The organism is Nocardiopsis coralli (assembly GCF_014892575.1).
GTDB lineage: Bacteria > Actinomycetota > Actinomycetes > Streptosporangiales > Streptosporangiaceae > Nocardiopsis > Nocardiopsis coralli.
On the sequence record NZ_JADBGI010000006.1, the window covers coordinates 254657 to 277095 of the forward strand.

Below are 22439 nucleotides of genomic sequence, written 5' to 3' on the forward strand. Positions count from 1 at the left end.
ACCGGGGCCGGCCTCGGCTCTTGATTGCAGCACCGGTAACGGATTCGCCGACTCCAGAGGATGTCATTGCCGTATCAGCGGTAGAGGACGGGGTCACCCCAGACTGCTTGGATGTCCTGGCACGAGCTGGGGCCGTCTGCGGAGAACCTGATCCTCAGAACGTCCTCCACATCGATGACCAGTGTCTCGGACTCACCCAGCGCGGCTGAGCTGCGCGCCAACCGCTCATCGTCGCCGATGATCTCGAACGAAACAGTTTCTCCGGACTGCGACTCATCTCCGAGGCCGATGGCCACTTCAAGAGCCGACCATTCCCTGGACAAATCGAATTCGGCCCACAGGTCATTTGTTCCACATACCCCGTCGGCGAAGACGAGGGAATCCGGATAATCCGTGGCGTTGACGGTTGCACCCTCCCAATCAATTCTACTTCCCAAGAATTGAACATTGTGATCCGCAGGACCCCACCCGAACATTTCTTCCTGTTCCTCGAACCCATCAAGATCGATCTCTGCGTCCTGGTCATCCGGGCCGGGCGAGGTCGGGGATTCGGACGGCGTTGCTTCCGAGGGGGCAGGACTCGGCGACGCCGGAGGGGAAGAGACCATGTCGTCAGCCGGAGTGGAGGATTCTGTGGCGCCTGAGCCGGGGCTCGGCGAAGGCGTACCCTGATCTGTCACTTGGAGGTAAGCGGGAGGAAGGGCCAGGCAGCCGACGATCACGCTGAGTCCGGCACAGACTGAACCGAGGATGGTCCATTTCAGAGCCGCATTGGCATTCCTCCAGTACTCGAACAACTTCCATCCTCCGAGTTTCGGGTTCTGCGGAGCCCAGCAGAACGAGCCACTCCGCATGGGGGCCGATCACCTTCAGCGCCGCCAAGCGCAAACATCAGTGAAATTTTTCCCTGCCTTACCCAGAGTCAAGACATTTTATGCATTCCTCAGAATACTTTCTGCGTTCGAACAGTCTCCGAGAAGGGACGCTGAGTCTTTTTCATCCTGAGGGTGCAGGACACAGGTCCGCACAGGTGTGTGGAAACGGCGTCAGAGCCGCACGGCCTCGCGCGCGGGGTCCGAGATCAGCTTCGGGTCGCGGTCGCGCAACACCGCGATCAGCGGCGACGACGTCCCTGCCTCCTGCACGTCCTGTCCCTCACCGGACATCAACCCGACGAGCTGGAAGAACAGCACGATCCCGTTCGGCGTGGTGATGTGGGCGATGTCGACGTCCGGCACGATCGCGAGCGAGGTCATGTCCCCGTTCGCGTGCTCACCGCCCAGCGGGGACGGCGTCAGGATCCAGTGCCCCACGTCGAGGTCGGTCCCGGCGAGGAAGTTGTCGGCGACGGCGTGCAGCACACGCAGGATCCACGCGGGAACCGCCGTCTCCTCCGGCCCGCGCGGGATCCGGCAGGAGAACTCGAACCCGGAGCCCGACACCCGCGGCTCCTCGCTCGTCTTCTCCCCCAGCTCGGTGAGGCCGAACGTCACCAGCAGCCAGTGCCCCTCCAGCGGGTACGCGAGCACCCCGTCGAGCCCGCCCTTGTCCTGACCCTCGCCGTCGCTCTCGCGCGCGGGGAACTGGATGGTGAGGGGCTGCACGTCCGGGTACTTCTCCGCCCACTCCTCGTAGATCCGGGTGAGCCCCGGCAGCAGCTCCAGCATCGCGTCCACGCCCCTCCGCGTCGTCGTTCGTCCTGTTCGAGGATAGGAGCGCCGGGGAGGCGCCCGGTCCGCCCGGCGCTCACCGCCTGGCCGCCGCCGGTGCTCACCGACGCGTCCGCCCGGCACCGGAGCCCGACGCCGACGCCCGCCCCGCCCCTCCCCCGGTTGTTTCGATGGGGACCCCAGTGGCGACAGCACATCAGAGAGGTCACGAACACCGGAAGAGGAGGCTGTGTCATGAGAGGTCTACGACTGCCGTCGGGCGCCGAGTTGCCGGTGCTGGGACAGGGAACGTGGGGCATGGGCGAGGACGACTCCAAACGCGACTCGGAGGTCGCGGCACTGCGGCACGGGCTCGACCTGGGCCTGGGCCTGATCGACACCGCGGAGATGTACGCCGACTCCGAGGTGGTCGTGGGCGAGGCGATCCAGGGCCGCCGGGACGAGGTGTTCCTGGTGAGCAAGGTCCTGCCGAGCAACTCCTCGTACACGGGCACGATCGAGGCGTGCGAACGCAGTCTGCGCCGCACGCGCACCGACCACCTCGACCTGTTCCTGCTGCACTGGCGGGGCGGGGTCCCGTTGGCGGAGACGGTGTCGGCGCTGATCGAACTGCGCGACGCCGGCAAGATCCGCGACTTCGGGGTGAGCAACCTCGACACCGACGACATGCAGGAACTCTGGGGCGTCGACGGCGCACGCGACTGTGCGGCCGACCAGATCCTGTTCAACCTGACCCGGCGCGGCCCTGAGTACGACCTCATCCCGTGGTGCCGCGAGCAGGGCGTTCCGGTGATGGCCTACTCCCCGATCGAGCAGGGCCGGCTGTTGAAGGACCCGGTGCTGGCCGAGATCGCCGAACGCCACGGCGCCACGCCCGCCCAGATCGCGATCGCGTGGGTGCTCGCGGGCGAGGGCCTGTGCGCGATCCCGAAGGCGAGCCGCCCCGAGCACGTGGAACTCAACCGCGGGGCGCTCGACATCACGCTCACCGGGGAGGATCTGGCGGAGTTGGACGACCGGTTCCCGGCTCCGGACCGTCCCACCCCGCTGGAGGTCATCTGAGGCGGCCGACCCGTTCGGCCCCGTCGGCCCCGGCGTCCCGTCCGGCTCGATCGGCCCAGTGAGCCCATCCGGCCCGGCTGACGTGAACGGCGCAGCTGACTCGTCCGACCCGACCGTCCCATCCGGCCCGGCTGACTCGTTCAGCCCGACCGTCCCAACCACACCAGCCACCCCAGCAAGCCCACACACCCCGTCCGTCGGGGCCCGGCGTACACATCGGAACCGGGCCCCGACCGCGGGGACAGCCTTTCCTTTCCCCCACGCCAGACCTTCCTGGCGGCGCAGGCAGGGTCCACGCACCAGGACACGTCTCCCGACGCCTCCATCTCCCCGCCACCCACACGGGAACCGCGTCCTGTCCCCCGCGACAGCCCTCTGTCACCTCGCGCCCCTGACCTCCCTCACCCCGGAACCCGGCCCTGCCCGCACGGACACATCTCCCTCGCCCCGCCGCTGCCCTTCCCCCGCCCCGAACGGGGTCCTGCCTTCCGGGACAGACCTTTGCTACCGCCCCGCGGTCACCCTTGTCCGGGCTTGCCCGCACTTGTAGCTTTCCTCCAACTTCGCCCTCCCGGGTGAAAGTTCCTGTCCCGAGATCCCCGCTCGGTTTCGTAGGAGAGGCAGTACCCCCATGCCCGGATCCACCCCCGGCCGAGTGCGGCGCGTGACCGCCGTGCTGGCCGCGGCCGCCCTGGCCGTCACCCTCCCCCAGTCCGCGCACGCAGCCGGAACGCCCGACGACGACCCGGTCGGCGCCGCGACCGCAACCGCGCCCGCCCCCGCCGACCGCGCCACGGAGGACCGCCTCGCCGAGGAGGCCTCCCTCGAGAACGCCGAGATCCCGCCCGGCCCCCTGACCTTCGGCGCCGAGGCCCTGTCCGCCGTCGAGGACGCCGCCGCGGAGGCCGCCGGATCGGCCTCGTGCGGCATCTCCGCCGAGGAGGCCACCGCCCTGTCGGTCGCCCCGATCTGGCCGGAGATCGTCACCGGCGAGATGGCCACGCCCTCGCCCATGACGCTGTCCCGCTTCGACAACCAGGAGGGCCTGTACGACCCCGCCGGCCGCGACGGCCTGTTCTTCAACCCGGGCGTGGGCCTGTGGCAGATGGACTCCGCCGGCTTCGGCAGCAACAACACCGCGGGTGAGGCCATCGACAGCCACTGGGTGTCCGATGTGGTCGTGCCGTACATCGTCGACAAGTACTGCGACTCGCTCAACGGCGGCTCCGATGCACCCACGGCCCGCGCGAGCTCCTGGAGCGACTGGAACGCCTGCTCCGAGGGCGACTGCGAGACCGCCTACTGGCGCGGGTTCAACGACGGCATCACCGCCGACCCCGACGTGGACCGCTACGGGGGCGCCCAGCCGCGCACCTGCGAGTTCGACGGCGGAACCTACGACTGCCTGTTCGTGGACATCGCCGACGTGCAGGGCGCGGACTGGTGGACGGCCCCGGACGCGGGCCGTTCCCCGCTTCCGCACCCGTTCTACGTGCTGCGCGACGACTCGGGCGAAAGCACCCAGGAGGTGCGGGTCTTCCTGGGCGAGGACTCCGGCCACGGCACGGACGTCACGGTGACCCGGCCGTTCGGCGGTGATGCTCGTGACTCCTTGACCTGGACCGACGACCAGGGCCTGTGCGACACGACCGAGGGCCGCGGCGCCTGCTGACGCCGACGAGGGCGGACGGCCCGGCACCGGCTCCGCCCCCGGCCTCCACGTCCTCCCCGCACCCCGGGGCGCTCCCTCCCGGGCGCCCCGGACCCGGGCCGCCGGCGTGCTCGCCCCTCGTGGCCGCCGGCGGCCCTTCCTTCCCCCTCGGAACACCCCACCCCGTTCAGAACCCACCGCTCCGCTCGGAACCCACCGCGCACCCGACCCCCTCGCACCGCCCGCGCGGGCCCTCCATCACCGCCCCATCCGCCCCGGTCCGCCCCCGCGGCCCCTCCCCCACCACCGACCGCCGAACCCCCTGAGCTGCGTGTTCGCCGAACGACCCTGTCCCGTGGGACAGAGTCCCGTATCCCTACTGGCGTTCTGCGCTACTCGGCAGTAACATTGACTTGTTACTAGTCGGTAGATCCGCGTGTACAGACACCGCGGCCAGGGACACAGCGGAGCTGTCCATGACGCATTACAAGAGCAACCTGCGGGACATCGAGTTCAACCTCTTCGAGGTGTTCCGCCGCCAGGACGTGCTGGGCCAGGGCCCCTTCGAGGACCTCGACGAGGAGACCGCCCGTACCATCCTCGACGAGGTCAACCGCCTCGCGACCGGCGTGCTCGCCGAGTCCTTCGAGGACGGCGACCGCAACCCCCCGGTCTTCGACCCCAAGACCAAGACGGTCCAGATGCCCGAGAGCATCAAGAAGTCCTACCAGGCCTACATGGACGCCGGCTGGTACAACCTCGACCTCCCCACGGAGCTGGACGGCCTCGGCGCCCCCCGCTCGCTGGTCTGGTCGGCCGCCGAGCTCATCCTGGGTTCCAACCCCTCCATCCACATGTACTCGGCCGGCCCGGGCTTCGCGAGCATCCTCCACGCCGAGGGCAACGAGAAGCAGAAGGAGTTCGCCAAGCTCGCCATCGAGCGCGGCTGGGGCGCCACCATGGTGCTGACCGAGCCGGACGCGGGCTCCGACGTCGGCGCGGGCCGCACGAAGGCCACCGACCAGGGTGACGGCACCTGGCACATCGAGGGTGTCAAGCGCTTCATCACCTCGGCCGAGCAGGACATGACCGAGAACATCTTCCACCTGGTGCTCGCGCGCCCCGAGGGCGCCGGCCCCGGCACCAAGGGCCTGTCGCTGTACCTGGTGCCGAAGTTCCTGGTGAACGAGGACGGCTCCCTCGGCGAGCGCAACGGCGCCTACGTCACCAACGTCGAGCACAAGATGGGTCTGAAGGCCTCCACCACGTGTGAGCTGACCTTCGGCGAGGACCACCCGGCCGTGGGTTACCTGGTCGGTGACAAGCACGACGGCATCCGCCAGATGTTCCTGGTCATCGAGTACGCCCGCATGATGGTCGGCACGAAGGCCATCGCGACGCTCTCGACCGGTTACCTCAACGCGCTCGAGTACGCCAAGGAGCGCAAGCAGGGCAACGACCTCGCCGGTTCCAAGAAAGACCCGAAGGTCGCCATCACCCGCCACCCCGACGTGCGCCGCAGCCTCATGACGCAGAAGTCCTACGTCGAGGCCATGCGCGCCCTGGTGCTCTACACCGCCGTCCAGCAGGACGAGATCCAGATCGGTGAGGCCAAGGGTGAGGACGTCTCCGGCAAGGAGGCGATGAACGACCTGCTCCTGCCGATCGTCAAGGGTGTGGGTTCGGAGCGTTCCTACGCGCTGCTCGCCGAGTCCCTGCAGACCCTGGGCGGCTCCGGGTTCCTGCAGGAGTACCCGATCGAGCAGTACATCCGCGACGCCAAGATCGACACCCTGTACGAGGGCACGACCGCGATCCAGGCGCAGGACTTCTTCTTCCGCAAGATCGTCAAGAACGGCGGCGCGGCCATCGGTCAGCTCGCCGGCGAGATCAAGGAGTTCGCGAACTCCGAGGCCGGCAACGGCCAGCTGAAGGAGGAGCGCAAGCAGCTCCTGGAGGGCATCGAGCACGTCGAGAAGATCGTCGAGCTCATGGTCGGCCACACGATGGGCGCCGCCGAGGACCAGCGTGAGCTGTACAAGGTGGGCCAGAACGCGACCCGCCTGCTCATGGCCTTCGGTGACGTGGTGCTGTCCTGGCTGCTGCTGCGCCAGGCCGAGGTGGCCCTCAACAGCATCGACGGTGCCGAGGGTGCGGACCAGGACTTCTACACCGGCAAGATCGCCGCCGCGCGCTTCTTCACCGAGCAGTTCCTGCCGCGCATCGCCGCCGAGCGCAAGATCGCCGAGGGTGTCACCAACGACCTCATGGACGTGCCCGAGAGCGCGTTCTAAGGGTTCGAGGGTTCGAGGAGCGCCCTCACGGCGCACACTCTCCGCCTGGGGCGGGGTGGTCCGGTGGACCGCCCCGCCCTTCGTCGTGTCCGGGGGCGGGTGTCCGGCGGTGTCTGGCGCCCGGCCGGTCCGGCCCGGACGCCCGGTCCTGTCTCAGATGGCCCGCCGGCCCGTTCGGCTCAGACGCCGATCAGGTGGCCCGGGTGGTTCCTGACCAGGCCGGGAACTGATATGTTCGTACACGTGTTCGCTTCGAGGCTGGGGAAGGCCTCGATACGCACACACGGGGCGCCTCCACTCTCGGCGGGAGTGGGGGCGCCCTTCGTCTGTCCGGGCTCCCTCTGACACCCGGGACCCGGCCTCCCCCCGGCGCCGCTTCCTCTTCAGGTGATGCGCAACCGTTCCACGGGTTGGCCGGTGACCTCGGCGATCAGCTCGAAATCCTTGTCCAGGTGAAGCACGGTCAAGCCGGCCACTTCAGCTACGGCAGCAATGAGGAGGTCAGGGACGCTCGGAGACCGGTGGTGCCCCCTGTCGGCCAAGGTCGCTTGGATCTCCAACGCACGGCTCTCGCTCACCGGGGTCTGGTTCTCGACCGGCATGACCGACAGAGGAGGGCGCTCGAGGAACGACCGGAGCTGGTGCCCCGATCTCGAGGAGGCCCCGAGCTGCAACAGGGTGGTCGTGGACACCCGAACGAGCCCGCGTTCGATGCGCGTCGCCCATTCCCCGGCGTCCGGACTGGAAGCCGTGCGTACGAACGCGGACTTGTCGATCAGCCAGGTCATTCCCACGCCCACTCCATCGCGCCGGGATCCTCCAGGTCGGCAAAGGCTTCGGAGACGGCTTCGAGGTCGGCCACCGTGACGGTCGCCCCTGCGGTGCGCGCGGTGTTCTCGAGGACGCGGCGCAGGAACTCGGAGCGGGACAGGCCCCGGCTGGAGGCGGCGACGGCGAGCACGCAGAGGGCGTGGTCGGAGACGTCGCGGATCAGGACATCGGTCATGGTTTTTGTCCCTCTTCAGAGCTTGAGCCGGCCGAGTTCGAGGATGGCGAGGAGGCGTCGGGAGAGTTCCCATTCCTGGCCGATCGGGAGCACGGGTTCGATCGTCGGGCCGGGGTCCTCGCCGGGGGCCTCGGCCGAGTCCCAGCCAGGACCCCCGCCGGAGCCCTCGGCCTCCCAGACCATGCACCAGCGTGCGTCGGCCGCCACACCACGGAGCACCACAGCTTGAGCGGCGTGGTCGAGTTTCGCGGTGATCAGGAGGCGCGGAACGTCGAGCTCGAAGCGCATGCCCCGGGTCTTGAGGCAGACGATGAGGTCACGTGCGGCTTCCTTGCGGGTGAGGACACGGACGTGGTCCGCGTCCTCCGAGTTGGGTCGGGGCATGTCACGAATGCCGTGGTTCCGTCGGTCTCCGGATCCGGCCGAGCGGCCGCCAGTTTCGGTGAGCATGGGTCAAGCCTCAGGCCCGGCGTTTATCGTTGACCATACGAAGAGGATTTCTGTTGTGGCCCTGTCGCCTCGGGTTGTTTCCCGGACATGGCTGTTGTCCCTGTTGAGAGCGTTGGGATCCGCATGAGCGAGTCACCCCCCGTGTCATCCCCGGTCGTGCAGTACTTCGCGAATCAGGTCAAGCGCCTACGCAACGAGAAAGGTCTGACGCAAGACCAACTCGGCAAGCGCATCGGATACACGGGTGCGATGGTGGGTTATGTCGAGAACGCGAAACGCATTCCGACGGAGAAGTTCATCCTGGGTTGCGATGAACAACTCGACGCCGGCGGTGTCCTCAACGAGCTCTGGCCGCTTATCAATCGCGAGAGTTATCCCGACTGGTTCCGACCCTTCGTGGAGCTCGAGGCCGAGGCGATCAGTCTGCGCGCGTTCGAAGTCCAGGTCGTCCCCGGACTCTTCCAGACCGAAGCGTACGCGCGTGCTGTGCTCAGCGCCGGCTGGCCCCCTCCCAAGGCAGACGACGTGGAACGCCAGCTCTCAGCCCGCCTGGAGCGGCAGAAAATCTTGGACCGGGACAACCCGCCCTTGTTGTGGGCGGTTTTGGAAGAGTCAGTCGTCCGTCGACCCGTTGGCGGTCGCAGCGCCATGGCTGAACAGCTCAAATACCTCCTGGAGATCTCCCAACGACCACACGTTCGGGTCCAAGTTCTCCCCTTTGCCAATGGAGTCCACGCGGCCATGGACGGCGCTTTCGAGGTGCTGGAGATGGGAGCCCGGGAGAAGGTCCTCTACGTGGAGCGTCCCGGAGGAGGTCACATCATCTCTGACGCAACGGAGGTGGCAAAATGCGACCAGAGGATGAGCGCCTTGGTTGGCCTGGCACTCTCGCCGGAGGAGTCCGCCGAACTCATCACCACCTCGATTGGAGACCTATGAGCGCGAACCTGCCCGACGGCCTTCCCTGGCACAAGTCCAGCTACAGCGGCAACCAGGGCGGGAACTGCGTCGAGGTCGCCGAGACGTCCCGGGCCGTGCACATGCGCGACACCCAACACCGCCACCTCACAACCCTCACCTTCACCCCCGAAGCATTCACCACCCTCCTCTCCGACCTGAAGGACGACCGCCTCTGAGGCCTCGCCTCACCTGAAAGCGGGAAGGACGGTTCCATGGAACTGAACTGGCACAAGTCCAGCTACAGCGGCAACCACGGGGGCGACTGCGTCGAGGTCGCCGAGACGTCCCGGGCTGTGCACATGCGCGACACCCAACACCGCCACCTCACAACCCTCACCTTCACCCCCGAAGCATTCACCACCCTCCTCTCCGACCTGAAGGACGACCGCCTCTGAGGCCTCGCCTCACCTGAAAGCGGGAAGGACGGTTCCATGGAACTGAACTGGCACAAGTCCAGCTACAGCGGCAACCACGGGGGCGACTGCGTCGAGGTCGCCGAGACGTCCCGGGCTGTGCACATGCGCGACACCCAACACCGCCACCTCACAACCCTCACCTTCACCCCCGAAGCATTCACCACCTTCGTCTCCGACCTGAAGGACGAAGGTTCGGGCCGCTCCTGACGCCCACGGAGCCGCCACCTCCCCTTCCCACCCCTCGAACGTTTCCAACGCTCCGAAGCCCCGGGCACCCATGGCCAGGTGTCCGGGGCTTCGTCGTGCCTGGGTCGGCCGTCGACCCGACAGCCAGGGTCGGCCGGCGGGACGGGGCAGAGCAGGGCGCAACATGATTCCCCCTCCGCAATCACTTGCCAAGATGGAAAGTCAATGCCACCGTGGAATCATGACCCCAGCGAACCACCCACCCGCACCCGACCGGACGCCCGGCGACGACCCGACACACCCGCCCGCCAACGCCACGGACACCGACCTCGCCGTCGAGATCCGCGGCTTCGTCAAGCGCTACACCCCGCGCAAGGGCGAGCCCACCACCGCCGTCGACCGCCTCGACCTGCACGTCGAGCACGGCAGCATCCACGGCCTCCTCGGCCCCAACGGCGCGGGCAAGACCACCACCATCGAAACCCTCGTCGGCCTGCGCGCCCCCACCGCCGGCACGGTCCGCGTCCTCGGCGTCGACCCGCGCGCCGACCGCGACCACATCCGCCGCGCCGTCGCCGTTCAGCCCCAACACGCGGCCGTCTTCAACCACCAGACCGTCGCCGAACTCCTGCGGGCGTGGGCCTCCTTCCACCCCGAACCCGACGACCCCGACGCGGTCATCGAACGCATGGGCCTCACCGCGTCCCGCGACGTACGCGTGCACCGCCTCTCCGGCGGCCAACGCCAACGCCTGCTCGTCGGCACCGCCCTGGTCTCCCGCCCCCTCCTCCTGGTCCTGGACGAACCCTCCACCGGTCTGGACCCCAACGCCCGCGAGGACCTCTGGGAGGCCGTGCGCGCCTACCGCGCCGACGGTGGGACGGTCCTGCTCTCCACGCACTCCATGGAGGAAGCGGCTGCCCTGTGCGACCGCATAAGCGTGCTCGACCACGGCCGTGTCGCCGCCGAAGGAACGGCGGAGAGCCTCATCGAGGAGCACGCACCCGGCGGCACGCTCGCCGACGTGTTCCGCACCGTGACCACCCGCGCCGCCGAGGGCGGGGAGGAGGCAGCATGAGCGCCGAAGCGATCAGCGCCATCGTCAGCAGCACCGGAACCAGCAGCAGCACCGCCGCCATGAGCAACGACCCGCACAACGACGCCCCCGAGCGCCGCGCCACCCCCGGCGCGACCGCCCAGCTCCTGCGCGTGCAGACCCGCGAGTTCGTGCGCGAGCGCCGCGGGTTCTTCACCTCCCTGATCCTGCCTCTCGGCCTGTCCGCGCTCTTCCTCGGCATGGCGGTGCTCCTCCCCTCCCCGGCCTCCGGCGGCGGGTTCGACGAGACCGTCATGGCGATCGTCGTCTTCCTGACCGTCTCGACGGCGCCCCTGTCGGCGACCGCCGCCTCGCTCGCCGACGCCCGCGCACGCGGCACACTCCGGCTGCTCGGCACCACCCCCGTCGGCCGCGCGCGCCTGGTACTCACGCACGTTCCGGCCCGGCTCGGTCTGGTGCTGGCCCAGCTCGCCCTGCTCATCGGGGTCGGCGCAGCGCTCGGGTTCGTGCCCGTCGCTCAGGCTCCGGCGATGCTCGGGGTGGCGTTGCTGGGTGTGGCGCTGTTCGGATCGATCGGTTACCTGCTCGGCGGCCTGCTCCCGACGGCGGAGACCGCGTGGAACGTGTCCACGCTCGTTCAGCTCGTTCCGTTCTTCCTGAGCGGCCTGATCCCGATGTTGAGCCTGCTGCCGGACCCGGTGGAGAACACCCTGTCGGTTGTTCCCACGTTCTTCTTCGCCGACCTGCTCATCGGCCTGGGGTCGAGCGGGGAGTCCACGCACCCGGTGTGGTTGTCGGTCGCGGTCGTGGCCGGAACCGCCGCACTGATCGCCGCATTGGCAGTGCGGTTGTTCCGTTGGGACCAGGGCGAGGAGCGCTGAACCGGAACACACCACTCGCCGCACGGCGGGACACCACCCCCGGGGGTTCTGGGACGGAGCACCCCCGGGGGTTCTGTGTTCCTACCGCAGGGGTGATCCTGCTGCCCCGTGCATTTCCGGAATCCCTTCCCGCACTCGACGTCCGCTTTCTTTTCTTCTGGGGAAAGGTGGGGCCGTTCGGACCCGACTGCCTATAATGGGTCTTCGGTCCCCCTTTTGCAGATCGGAGCCTCATCCCCCAGACCTGGAGTCGCCATGCTCGAGGATTTCGAGCGCACCCGCATCGCGAGTTTTTTCGCGCGCATCGTGGACCACAACAAGGCCGCCCCCGAAACCCCCGACCCACACGTGTCGACCGTCGCCGTGACCCACGTGCTCGCCGGACAACTGTTCTTCCTGCACGCCGTCGCCGCCCTGTCCGACCTGCGCGCCGTTCTGCCCAAGCCCCGGAGCGTCGACCCCGAGGCGGCGCGTGAGGCCGCCGAGCTCTGGCAGGTCGACGAGCTCGACCGCGCGACCTTCGCCACCGCCGAGCACGCCCTCGCCTACCTGGAGTCCCGCACCCCCGACGAACGTGTGGTGCTGCTCGACGTGGGCGGGTACTTCGCGCCCTCCCTCGACGAGGTGTGCGCCGGGTTCTCCGGGCAGATCCTGGGCGTGGTCGAGGGCACCGAGAACGGGCACCGCCGCTACCTCGCCCGCGACGAGCTTCCCTGCCCCGTGTACTCGGTGGCCCGCTCCCCGCTGAAGGACCCGGAGGACTACCTGGTCGGACAGTCCGTGGTCTTCTCCACCGAGGCGTTGATCAGGGCGCGCGGAGACCTGCTGTACGGGCTCGGCGCCGCCGTCCTGGGTTTCGGGAAGCTGGGTTCGTCGGTCGCGCGCATGCTGCACTCGCGCGGCATACAAGTGACGGTGTTCGACATCGACCCGGTCAAGCGCGCCCAGGCCCTCGCGCAGGGGTTCACGACCGTTTCGACGCTCGACAAGGCCCTGTACGGCGCGGGGATCGTGGTGTGCGCGACGGGGAACCGTGCCCTGGGCCCGGACGACTTCCCGCGCGTGGGCAACGGGGCCTACATCGCGTCGGTGACCTCCTCCGACGACGAACTCCGGCTCGACGGGCTCGGAGAGCTGTACAACCGCGAGGCGGTCGGCGAGGGCATCACCCGGTACGCGCGCACCGGCCACTACTTCTACGTGCTCAACGACGGGAACGCGGTGAACTTCCTGCACGGTGCGAATTCGGGCGCGTTCATCTACCTGGTGCAGGCGGAGATCCTGGCGGCGGCCGCGCGGTTGATGCGGCTGTCGCACGAGCCTGACCTGCACGAACTCCCTGACGACGTGCGCGAGCAGGTCGCGGCGATCTGGTTGGAGTTCTTCAACGCGCCCGGGTGAGGACGTGCGATCCGCCTACCCCGCCCGGGCCCCTGTGCGGAACCTGGCCCCCAGGTTCGAAAAACCCGTGGCGGGGTTTTTCTGCGCGCATCCTCGGGTGACTTGTCCAGATAAATCACCCAGGAAAGGAACAAAACTCCGGGCCTGCGGAGGATTTCCTTCCCCGGTTGCCCGCGAACTCTGTCCTTCTGTCTCCCGGGTGACTTAATCTGTGCTCAAGACCCGCACGAACACCCGAGGAGCTTTTTCACAACTGAACAAGCGGTGACCCCGCGACGGTTAAAACCGCCCGGGGCCGTGGCCAGCAATCTCCACTCCTTTAGACAAGGACTTTGCCAGCATGCCCAAGTGTATCGCTGCTCTTTTCGGCTATGCCCAAACCCTGGTGACGGGGCTGTTCCGCGCACCCCGCGGACGGCACTCGACCAGGCACAACGCCCCTTCCACCCGGGCCCAGGGGAACCCCCGGATCCTGCGGATCTTGCTGATCCTGTCGGTCCTGCCGGTCCTGCGGATCCTGCCCGCCCGACGGACCCCAAGCCCGTCGAACGACCTCCCAGGGCCGCGCTCGCTGAGGCCCAGCTCCTCGAGGCCCCGCTCCCCGAGGCCTCGCCTCCCGTTGCCCGGACTCCGGTTGCCCGGCCTCCAGTGGCTCCGCCCCCGGTGGCTCTGCCGACGATGGCTGTGCCGTGGACCGTGGCCGGCCAAGCGCCAGCGCTCCCGCCGGGTCCGGCCCTTCGCACCGGAGCAGCCCCCGGCACCGCTCAGCGTTCCCGCACAGCCCGCCGTCTCGGCGCCGTCGGACCGTCCGGGTCACTCGAACATCCCGAGCCTCCCGGGCCTCCCGGGGCCGTCGCACCGCCCGAGCCCCTCGGCCCTCCCAGATCCCTGGGCCCTCACTGCCCCCTCTCCGGCCACAGCCTCCGGGCGCACGCAGCTCGCGCCTCCCGCGGAACACGTCCCCGCCGACGAGGTCGCCCTCGTACGCCCCTACTTCCGGGCCCACGAACGTTCCCGGCAGGCGGACGTGGACGACCTCCGCCAGCGCACGGCCGCCGACCGCCTCACCGCGTGGGGTGCAGACCTCGGAGCCCTGGTCGCCCCGCTCCCTTCGTCACCGCACCGCCCCCACCTCCACCTCCGCGGACAGCAGCAGCAAACGCAGATGCAGACGCAGCTGCCACAACGACAACAGCAACGACGCACGCACGCCCAGGAGGTGGCGGTATGAACCACGCGATGCACCCGCTCGTCACCTGGGAACACCGCCTCTACCCCGGCGACCTCGCCCACGCGCGTGCCGTGCGCTCCGACCTGTCCGCCGACCTCGCCGGCTTCGACCCGGACCTGGTCGACACCGTGCAGCTGTGCGTCAGCGAGCTCTTCGCCAACTGCGTCAAGTACACCGATTCGGGCCGCCCCGGCGCCGACGTCCTGCGTGCGCTGTCCCTGCCCGGGCCCCGCACGCTGCGTGTGGGCCTGAGCGACTGGGGCGGCAGCGGGGCGCTCCCGTGCATCCCGGCCGACCGGACCGACGACGAGTGGGACTGGGCCGAGGGTCAGCGCGGCCTGGCGCTGGTCGAGAACTTGTCCACAGGCTGGGGACACCGGCGGCTCGCCCCCTGGGCCGACCTCGGAACCCACGTCTGGGCCGAGTTCGCCCTCGACCCGGCAGGCGTGCCCGCCCTGCCGCCGTTCGTCTTCACCTGCCCCTGACACCGCACAAACGACGGGGCCGGGGCGCCCAGCGACGCCCCGGCCCCGTTCCGGCTCGCAGGTCCTGTGCCCCGCGTGCCACACGGTTCACAGGTCCGGTTCGAGCCCCCAGGCCCGGGAGGCGAAGGCCCAGCAGGCCCGACCCACGACCGGGTTCACGCTCAGCTTCCCGGGGCCGCCCAGGCCGCCGTGGCCGGCACCGGGCACGCCTTCCACTCCCCCGGCGACGACCGGCTCGCCCTTGAGCCCGCCGCGGGGCCCGTAGAACTGCCCGCCGAGCGCCTCGGGGTCGACGGCGGCGCGCACCACCGGGAGTGCGCCGCCGTCCTGGCCCTGCGCGAGGGGGTACTGCAACAGCTCCGCGGGGGTGGGCTCGCGTTCGGGCGCGGCCTCGCCCAGGGGCTCCGAGCGCACCGCCAGGGAGTACCCGGGGTGGGCGACCAGGCTGCGCACCGGCGACCCCGCGGCGGTCAGGCGGCGGTGCAGCTCGAACGCGGCCGCCTGCATCACGAGCTTGGACTGCGCGTAGGCCAGCCAGGGGTTGTAGCCGCGCTCCAGGTTCAGGTCGTCGGGGGTCGTGCGGGTCAGCTTGGCCGCCATCGACCCGACCCACACCACACGCGCCGAGTCGCCGGACTTCTCCAGCTGGGGCAGCACCTCGCGGGTGAGGAGCACGTGCCCGAGAGCGTTCGTGGCGAGGGTCAGCTCGTACCCGTCGACGCTGACCTGGCGTTCCTTCGGGGAGATGAGGAGGCCTGCGTTGTTGACCAGGGCGTCCAGGCGGGGCAGGGCACGCAGTTCGGCGGCGGCAGCGCGCACCGAGTCCCCGGAGGAGGTGTCCACGTGCACCGTGCGCACGCTCGCGCCCGGAACCGCAGAGCGAATAGCGTCCGCGGCCTGTTCACCCTTGTCGAGCCCCCGGCACATGAGCACGGTGTCGGCGCCGGCCTCGGCCAGGCGCAGCGCCGTCCACAGGCCCACGCCCGAGCTGCCTCCCGTGATCGCGACCGTTCTGCCCTGTGCTGCGGGCGGGTTGCGGTGGTCCCACGTCACCGTGATCCCCACTTCCTGTGTTCGCGTCTCACGTCGTCCTCCGGGCCGTCCTCCCCGTGCCCGCGGGCTTTACGCGTTCCGGCGGCCGCGCAGGAGCAGGAGGAAGAGCACACTCGTGGCGACGGTGGTGGCCACGGCCATCGGCGCGAACGCCAACTGGAACGCGCCCGGGTCGTCGGGCAGCTTCTGCAGCACGGCGCCCGCGGCGACGGTGCAGACCACGGCGGTGGTGAAGCCGCTCATGTTGACCAGGCCGGAGGCGACGCCGGTGCGGCTGGCGGGGATGCCGTCGCGCGCGAAGTCGAAGGAGATCGTGGGCGCGAGGGTCTGGCCGACGGCGCTGGCGCCCATGACGGCCAGGCCGAGCCAGGTGGGGACCTCGCCGGTGGGCCACAGGACCATGAGCAGCCAGCCCACGGTCAGGGTGCTGCCCAGGGTCAGGGCCAGGCCGATGCGCACGTTGGGGCTGCGTCCGATCACGGCTCCGACGATGGGGGCCATCCACAGGGGTCCGGCGGCGACGGCGGTGAGGGTGAAGGCGGCGGTGCCTTCCTGGAGCCCGAGGCCGTCGACGAGGAAGGGGTAACCCCACAGCACCATGAGCATGGTGAAGGGCGCCATGATCGCGGCGTGGTGGGCCATACCGACGCGGGGGCCGTGCGCGGCGAGGGCCTCCTTGAGGGCGGCCCACACGGGGATGGGGTCGGCCACGGTGGAACGCCCTGCGGCGCCCGCGGGGCGGTCGCGCACGACGACGATCACGAGCAAGGCCATGGCGGCGGTCAGCAGCGTGACGCTCATGAACGCGGTGGTCCAGCCGAACCCGTCCAGGGCCCAGGCCAGGGGTGCGGCGCTGGCGACCTGTCCGGCGCCGCCGACCACACCGGTGAGTCCGCTGACGAGGGCGTAGCGGGCGCGCGGGAACCACAGGGCGGCGAGCCGGATGACGTTGAGGAACACCAGGGCGTCGCCGAGCCCGATGAGGAACCGTCCGGCGATGGCGACCTCGGCGTTGGGGGCGAGCGCGAAGAGCCCGGAGCCGAGCATCATCGCGCCGATGCCGATGGCGAGCGTGTACCGCGGGCCGAGGCGGTCGGCGAGCAGGCCCGCGGGGATCTGGAAGAGGACGTAGATGAGGAGCTGCAGCATCGGCAGCATCGACAACAGGGCGGGCCCGACGTCGAAGCGCTCCTGTGCTTCCAGGGCGGCCACGCCCAGACCGTTGCGGTGGAGCATGGCGAGGAAGTAACCGCCGACGGCGACCCCCCAGACGATCCACGCACGGGCGCCGCCCATGGGCTCGGTCGTCACCGTTCCCCTTCCGCGGGAAATCCTGTCGTCGGATGTCTGTGTCTCTGTCACGTGGCCGCTTCTCTCCTCGTATGGGTCGTCCTTGCAGTGTCCTCCACGCGCGCGTGCGCGAAGGGAACCGGGGGTGAGGCAGTGGACATCGGCCGCAGGAATGCCCGCAACGGTGCGGGTCCGGGGAGGGGCAACGAGGTGTCCCGAGTCGGTCAAGCACCCTCTCACCAGCGCAAAGTCACGTTATGCGACAGCTACGGGACACCGGGTGCGATACCCGGGTGACACTCGCGACAGGAGACCCCGGATGAGGCCGTTTTTATCCTGCACTCATCTTTCGTACGGGCGTGCGACACAAGCGGATTGCGCTGCCCAAACATCACGTGACACAGATGAGATTCGATCGTTGCGAGTGACATGGGTCACACTCAGAAGCCTCGACTCCGGGCGGTCAGTTACTGCTAGCATCCGGAGCGCAAAGCATAACTGCGAGGTAACGACACCGTTCGAACCTGACCAAGCTTTGCGGAGCGGTCCGCCGGCCACCAGCACGGCGGGGGCGCTCGAACCGCGGTTACGTGGCCGCAACACAACACAACGGAGCCCCACGGGGCGCCGGCCACACAGGTCCTTGCCGCGGTACCCGAGAAACCCTGGAGTCCACCTTGAGTCACTGGCGTCTGAACAACCCCCGGTCCAGCCGGGCGAAGTCGGCACTCGCCAGCCGGGTCAAGCACAAGCCCCGCCACGCCTTCTGCGCTGAGCGGGCCATCACGGCCCTCCTGGGGCAACTCGCCCCCACCGCCGCCCGTCAGCTCGACTGGTCCGGCAGCTCCGAGATGACGGTCATGACCGTGCGCAACGACATCAACGTGTGGTGCCGCGACGGCCAGTTCTTCTGGAACGACCTCGGACAGACGTTCTGCCACCCCGCCAGCGACCCCGCAGGCGCGGCCGCTCTGCTGGACCCTTTCGCCGGGATCCCCGAGCCCCAGCCCTCCCCGTACCGCATCCCCCACACCGTCGCCGCACCCCGGCGCACCATGGTCCCCGCCTGACGCGCACCACGCGCCCGCGCACACCGCAGGGCGTGTGAGGATCACCGCGCCGTCCGGGCCGCCCGAGGCGGCGCTCTCCCCTTCCCTCCTCTGCGAGACTGATGCCGGACGGGACACCTGTGCCCGCACACCCGTGCGCACGCCCGTGTCCCGCCCTCCGACGCGCACCACGACCAGTGAGGAGACTGGGGAGCATGATCCTGATCGTCGTGAAGTACCGGGTCAAGCCCGAGGCCAAGGACACCTTCCTGGACGCCGTCGCCGACTTCACCGCCGCGACCCGCGCCGAGCCCGGCAACCTGTGGTTCGAGTGGTCCCGCAGCGTCGAGCGCGACGACGAGTTCGTCCTCATCGAGGCGTTCAAGGACGGCACGGGCGAGGCCCACGTCAACAGCGACCACTTCCGTGCCGGTCTCGAGACCATGAAGCCGCTCCTGGCCGAGACCCCGCAGATCGTCAGCCGCCAGGTCGAGGGCGAGGGCTGGGACCGCATGGGCGAGCTCCAGGTCGACTAGGGCCTGCTCGGCGCACGCCCGCCCGTCACCCGCCACCGACCTTCGAACGACGCTTTCGGCGCCGTTGGTCGGCCGAAGCGACATAAGGCGTCCACCGGCCCTGTCGGCTAACCTTCCGTGTGTTTCCCGGGGGCGCTCGCGCCCCCGGGCACCGGATCCCTGCTCCGGGTCCGGCGTTGCACCAGCGAGGAAGGGCAGGCGATGGACCCCTACGTGGCCCACCAGGACCGCTACGACACCACCGAGTACCGGCGCAGCGGGAAGAGCGGGCTGCACCTGCCCCGCGTCTCCCTCGGGCTGTGGCAGAACTTCGGCGGCGACCGCTCCCTCGAGAGCCAGCGCGCGATCCTGCGCCGCGCCTTCGACCTCGGGGTGTTCCACTTCGACCTCGCCAACAACTACGGCCCGCCCCCGGGCAGCGCCGAGGAGAACTTCGGCCGCATCCTCTCCGAGGACTTCGCGCGCTACCGCGAGGAAATGGTCATCACGACCAAGGCCGGCTACGTCATGGGCCAGGGGCCGCACCTGAACGGCGGCTCCCGCAAGTACCTGCTCTCCTCGCTCGACAGCTCCCTGCGGCGCATGGGCCTGGACCACGTCGACATCTTCTACAGCCACCGTCCGGACCCGGACACCCCGCTGGAGGAGACCCTGACCGCGCTGCACCACGCGGTCACGTCCGGCCGCGCCCTGTACGCCGGGATCTCCTCTTACAGCCCCGCCGCCACCCGCGAGGCCGCGCGCATCATGCGCGAGCTGGGCACGCCCCTGGTCGTGCACCAGCCCTCCTACTCCATGCTCAACCGCTGGGTGGAGGACGGCCTGCTCGAGACCGCCGCCGACGAGGGCATGGGCACGGTCGCCTTCTCCCCGCTCGCGCAGGGGCTGCTGACCTCCAAGTACCTCGACGGGGTGCCCGCCGACTCCCGCGCCGGGGTGGGCCGACCCAGCTGGCGGGAGAACATGCTCGCGCCCGAGGTCCTGGAGCGTGTGCGCGGGCTCAACTCCATCGCCGAGGAGCGCGGCCAGACCCTCGCACAGATGGCGATCTCGTGGGTCCTGCGCGACCGCGGCGAGCAGACCGTGACCACCGCGCTCGTGGGCGCCTCGAGCGTGCAGCAGCTGGAGCAGAACCTCGCGGCGCTGGAGACCCCCGGCTTCACCGACGAGGAACTGCGCCGCATCGACGAGTACGCGGTCGACTCCGACGTCAACATCTGGGCCTGGGCGACCAACACCCGGCCCTGACCCGCGGGATCGTGCTACCGGAGCCGGGTTCAGCGCCGATACCGGCTCCAGTAGCAAGATCCCCGCCCGCTCCCGGGCAGGGGTCACTCGGGCCCCGGAGCCATGACCCCCGCCCCACGGAACCCGACCCTGCGGCCCTGCCCCAGGCCGTCGTCCATCTCTGCCAGTGCCGGCACCCACCCCCGAACCAGCCCCTGTGGCGCGGTCCCGCGCGGAAACGGCCCCTGATACCCCTCTTTTCACCTGCCCCCGAACGCGCCGGTCCGGGGGCAGCGGCCATTCAGGGACCGCGTCCGGCGAACCGACCTGCGCACTCCCACGTCCCACCCCGGTGGAAGAAGTCGGGCGAACAGTAAGCTGCACCCGCGACCCCTGTGCCAGAAACCGAGAATCCCCATGCACTCCCTCGCTGACGACGATCCCGGACAGATCGGCCCCTACCGCATCACCGCCCTGCTCGGCAGCGGCGGGATGGGCCGCGTCTACCTGGGCTTCGACCGCGACGACCACCCGGCCGCCGTCAAGGTGGTCAAGGCCGAGTACGCCTACGACCCCGACTTCCGCGAACGCTTCGCCCGCGAACTCTCCTCCGCCCAGAGGGTGCACGGCCCCGGCATCCCGCGGGTGTACGCCGCCGACACCTCCGGCGAACGCCCCTGGCTGGCCACCGCCTACGTCAAGGGCCCCTCGCTGCAGCACCTGATCGAGCAGACCGGCCCGCTGCCCGAACCCTCCGCGGTCTACCTCGCGCGCGCGATCGCCCAGGCCCTGACCGGCGTGCACGCCCAGGGTCTGGCCCACCGCGACCTCAAGCCGGCCAACACCATGGTTTCCGCCGAGGGTCCGCAGGTCATCGACTTCGGCATCGCCCGCGCCGCCGAGGACGGCCACCAGGGCGACGGCTCGACCCTCGCCGGGACCCCCGGTTACATGGCGCCCGAGGCCTCCCGCGGCGAGCAGGCAGGCCCGCCCGCCGACGTCTTCGCTCTGGGCGGCATCCTCGTCTGGGCCCTGACCGGGTCCGGGCCCTTCGGGGACGGCCACCCCTCCTCAGTCCTGTACCGGGCCGAGAACCTGGACCCCGAACTCGACCGGGTGCCCCCGCAGCTGCGCCCGCTCGCGGCCGCCTGCCTCGACAAGGATCCCGCGCGCCGGCCCACCGCCGCCCAGGCGCTGCAGGCGCTCGGCGGTCCCGTCACCCCGACCACCGCCGCCGAGCAGTGGCTTCCCCCGCACGCCGCGGCCGCCGTCGCCCGAGTGGCCGCCGAATACGACCGCGTACGCACCTTGTCCGGCAACGGCTCCAAGAGCCGCGGGCTCCTCGTGGCCGGCGCCGCCACCGTGGCCCTGTGCCTGGTCGCCGGGTTCGGGTACTGGGCCGTCGCCGACCCCTCCGCGCCCGCCGAAGAGACCCAGACCGCCGGTGAGGAGGACGAGGCCCCGCAGCGGGACCAGTGCGACCCGACCGAGCACCTCGCCGACGAATACACCGAAGCGGCGTCGGACACCCCGACCGTGCCCTCCAGCACCGACCGGATCTTCAGCCAGTTCTCCAACGACGGCTCCGTGCTCGCCGTCTCCGGCAACCGCGGTGTGGCGCTCTGGGACTGGGAGAACGGGGAGGAGCTCGCCCTCATCGAGGCGAACATCCCCCACAGCGCGGGCGTGCCCGAGTTCAGCCCGAACGACTGCGAACTGGCGTGGGCCACGGAGGAGGGCGCGCAGGTCTACTCCCTGGAGACCGGCGAACACACCGTGCACGCCGAAGGACGGGAACTCCGCGAGCTCGCGTTCTCCCCCGACGGCTCCGTGCTGACCGTCGCCGACAACGGCTTCGACAGCGAGGGCGGCACCTACGACATCGACCTGGAGACCGGCGACACCGTTCAGGTGCACGGCGACGGCACGTCCATGGTCTCGCTCGTGTACGCCGCGGACGGGGAGCACCTCGCCGGCATCGACCTCCTCGACCAGCTGCGCGTGTGGGACGCCGAGAGCGGGGAGGTCGTCTTCTCCCACGACGGGCTCGCCCAGCTCGACATCGGCTCCGGCCTGGCCATGCCCGGCGGCGGGGAGGTCATCGTGGCCACCCCCGACGGACCCGTCCACTACGACTTCCTGACCGACGACGGCGGCGGCTACATCTTCGAGCCCGACGAGGACGACGACGAAGAGGCCTACGGCGCCGAGCTCGTCGAGTTCGCCCACAACCCGCACCAGAACCGCATCTACACCGTGCGCGCCGACCCGGAGGAGGCCGAGGACGGGGGCCGGTACTCCTACCTGCACATCTGGGACTGGGACCACACTCAGGAGCACGAGAACGAGGAAGACGTCGAGGAAGAGGTCGAGCCGGAGAGCGAGAGCCTCGGCCTGGGCATGGCCGTGCACCCCGAGGGCGAGGTCGTCTCCGGCACCGACCTCGACGCGGGGCAGATCCTGATCATGTCCCCCGACGACCTCGCCGAGATCGACCGCCTCGGCTGACCCCGCGACCGGCCTCCCGGACCACC

The 22439-nt window shown here is 69.8% G+C and carries 22 protein-coding genes; 15 read left to right on the forward strand and 7 right to left on the reverse strand.

The window, feature by feature from the left end; all coding sequences use genetic code 11:
• Window positions 1-74: 74 nt before the first annotated feature.
• On the reverse strand, window positions 75-797 hold the full coding sequence (locus IDM40_RS09150) for an NPCBM/NEW2 domain-containing protein (protein ID WP_193121498.1): 723 nt from the start codon (window positions 795-797) through the stop codon (window positions 75-77).
• A gap of 249 nt (window positions 798-1046) precedes the next feature.
• Window positions 1047-1667 (reverse strand): suppressor of fused domain protein, encoded by a 621-nt coding sequence (locus IDM40_RS09155; protein WP_193121545.1) that lies wholly within the window; start codon window positions 1665-1667, stop codon window positions 1047-1049.
• Between the two features lie 237 nt (window positions 1668-1904).
• On the opposite strand from IDM40_RS09155, the gene IDM40_RS09160 reads away from it, so the two are divergent.
• From IDM40_RS09160 to IDM40_RS09170, 3 genes are all read left to right on the forward strand, one after another.
• Window positions 1905-2732, forward strand: a complete 828-nt coding sequence (locus IDM40_RS09160; protein WP_193121499.1) for an aldo/keto reductase — start codon at window positions 1905-1907, stop codon at window positions 2730-2732.
• A gap of 631 nt (window positions 2733-3363) precedes the next feature.
• Complete coding sequence (locus IDM40_RS09165) at window positions 3364-4404, forward strand: hypothetical protein (protein ID WP_193121500.1); 1041 nt, start codon at window positions 3364-3366, stop codon at window positions 4402-4404.
• Window positions 4405-4859: 455 nt separating this feature from the next.
• Complete coding sequence (locus tag IDM40_RS09170; protein ID WP_193121501.1) at window positions 4860-6677, forward strand: acyl-CoA dehydrogenase; 1818 nt, start codon at window positions 4860-4862, stop codon at window positions 6675-6677.
• Between the two features lie 383 nt (window positions 6678-7060).
• On the opposite strand, the gene IDM40_RS09175 is transcribed toward IDM40_RS09170, so the two are convergent.
• Genes IDM40_RS09175 through IDM40_RS09185 form a run of 3 tightly spaced genes read right to left on the reverse strand, consistent with a single transcriptional unit; the run spans window position 7061 to window position 8067 of the window.
• Window positions 7061-7465 (reverse strand): PIN domain nuclease, encoded by a 405-nt coding sequence (locus IDM40_RS09175; protein ID WP_193121502.1) that lies wholly within the window; start codon window positions 7463-7465, stop codon window positions 7061-7063.
• Window positions 7462-7683 (reverse strand): type II toxin-antitoxin system VapB family antitoxin, encoded by a 222-nt coding sequence (vapB, locus tag IDM40_RS09180; RefSeq protein ID WP_193121503.1) that lies wholly within the window; start codon window positions 7681-7683, stop codon window positions 7462-7464. The genes IDM40_RS09175 and vapB overlap by 4 nt, the downstream gene beginning before the upstream one ends.
• A gap of 15 nt (window positions 7684-7698) precedes the next feature.
• Window positions 7699-8067 (reverse strand): hypothetical protein, encoded by a 369-nt coding sequence (locus tag IDM40_RS09185; protein ID WP_193121504.1) that lies wholly within the window; start codon window positions 8065-8067, stop codon window positions 7699-7701.
• A 189-nt stretch (window positions 8068-8256) separates the two neighbouring features.
• On the opposite strand from IDM40_RS09185, the gene IDM40_RS09190 reads away from it, so the two are divergent.
• The 8 genes from IDM40_RS09190 (at window position 8257) to IDM40_RS09225 (ending at window position 14750) form a co-directional block, all read left to right on the forward strand.
• Window positions 8257-9072, forward strand: coding sequence for a helix-turn-helix domain-containing protein (locus IDM40_RS09190; protein WP_193121505.1), 816 nt, complete (start codon window positions 8257-8259; stop codon window positions 9070-9072).
• A complete protein-coding gene (locus tag IDM40_RS09195) occupies window positions 9069-9269 on the forward strand; it encodes a DUF397 domain-containing protein (protein WP_193121506.1) in 201 nt (66 codons plus the stop codon). The genes IDM40_RS09190 and IDM40_RS09195 overlap by 4 nt, the downstream gene beginning before the upstream one ends.
• A gap of 36 nt (window positions 9270-9305) precedes the next feature.
• Complete coding sequence (locus IDM40_RS09200; protein ID WP_193121507.1) at window positions 9306-9488, forward strand: DUF397 domain-containing protein; 183 nt, start codon at window positions 9306-9308, stop codon at window positions 9486-9488.
• A 36-nt stretch (window positions 9489-9524) separates the two neighbouring features.
• The gene (locus IDM40_RS09205) at window positions 9525-9716 is read left to right on the forward strand and encodes a DUF397 domain-containing protein (protein WP_193121508.1); all 192 of its coding nucleotides are present in this window, start codon (window positions 9525-9527) and stop codon (window positions 9714-9716) included.
• 220 nt (window positions 9717-9936) lie between these two features.
• Window positions 9937-10773 carry an ABC transporter ATP-binding protein gene (locus IDM40_RS09210; RefSeq protein ID WP_193121509.1) on the forward strand — a complete coding sequence of 279 codons (837 nt, stop codon included), beginning with the start codon at window positions 9937-9939 and terminating at the stop codon, window positions 10771-10773.
• Window positions 10770-11633: an ABC transporter permease gene (locus IDM40_RS09215; protein ID WP_193121510.1), complete on the forward strand. Its 864-nt coding sequence runs from the start codon at window positions 10770-10772 to the stop codon at window positions 11631-11633. Before IDM40_RS09210 ends, IDM40_RS09215 begins: the two co-directional genes overlap by 4 nt.
• Before the next feature lie 255 nt (window positions 11634-11888).
• Window positions 11889-13034: an NAD(P)-binding domain-containing protein gene (locus IDM40_RS09220; RefSeq protein WP_193121511.1), complete on the forward strand. Its 1146-nt coding sequence runs from the start codon at window positions 11889-11891 to the stop codon at window positions 13032-13034.
• A gap of 1227 nt (window positions 13035-14261) precedes the next feature.
• Complete coding sequence (locus IDM40_RS09225) at window positions 14262-14750, forward strand: ATP-binding protein (protein ID WP_193121512.1); 489 nt, start codon at window positions 14262-14264, stop codon at window positions 14748-14750.
• 87 nt (window positions 14751-14837) lie between these two features.
• Here the strand turns inward: IDM40_RS09225 and IDM40_RS09230 are convergent, their stop codons facing one another.
• Both IDM40_RS09230 and IDM40_RS09235 read right to left on the reverse strand, forming a co-directional pair.
• Complete coding sequence (locus tag IDM40_RS09230; protein WP_328806976.1) at window positions 14838-15803, reverse strand: SDR family NAD(P)-dependent oxidoreductase; 966 nt, start codon at window positions 15801-15803, stop codon at window positions 14838-14840.
• A 69-nt stretch (window positions 15804-15872) separates the two neighbouring features.
• On the reverse strand, window positions 15873-17114 hold the full coding sequence (locus tag IDM40_RS09235; protein ID WP_193121514.1) for an MFS transporter: 1242 nt from the start codon (window positions 17112-17114) through the stop codon (window positions 15873-15875).
• 656 nt (window positions 17115-17770) lie between these two features.
• Between IDM40_RS09235 and IDM40_RS09240 the strand changes: the two genes are divergently transcribed.
• The 4 genes from IDM40_RS09240 to IDM40_RS09255 all read left to right on the forward strand — a co-directional run bounded on the left by IDM40_RS09240 (window position 17771) and on the right by IDM40_RS09255 (window position 22413).
• A complete protein-coding gene (locus IDM40_RS09240; protein ID WP_193121515.1) occupies window positions 17771-18163 on the forward strand; it encodes a hypothetical protein in 393 nt (130 codons plus the stop codon).
• A 194-nt stretch (window positions 18164-18357) separates the two neighbouring features.
• Complete coding sequence (locus IDM40_RS09245) at window positions 18358-18678, forward strand: putative quinol monooxygenase (protein WP_193121516.1); 321 nt, start codon at window positions 18358-18360, stop codon at window positions 18676-18678.
• Between the two features lie 201 nt (window positions 18679-18879).
• On the forward strand, window positions 18880-19926 hold the full coding sequence (mgrA, locus tag IDM40_RS09250) for an L-glyceraldehyde 3-phosphate reductase (RefSeq protein ID WP_193121517.1): 1047 nt from the start codon (window positions 18880-18882) through the stop codon (window positions 19924-19926).
• 396 nt (window positions 19927-20322) lie between these two features.
• On the forward strand, window positions 20323-22413 hold the full coding sequence (locus IDM40_RS09255) for a WD40 repeat domain-containing serine/threonine protein kinase (RefSeq protein WP_193121518.1): 2091 nt from the start codon (window positions 20323-20325) through the stop codon (window positions 22411-22413).
• The last annotated feature ends 26 nt before the right edge of the window (window positions 22414-22439 follow it).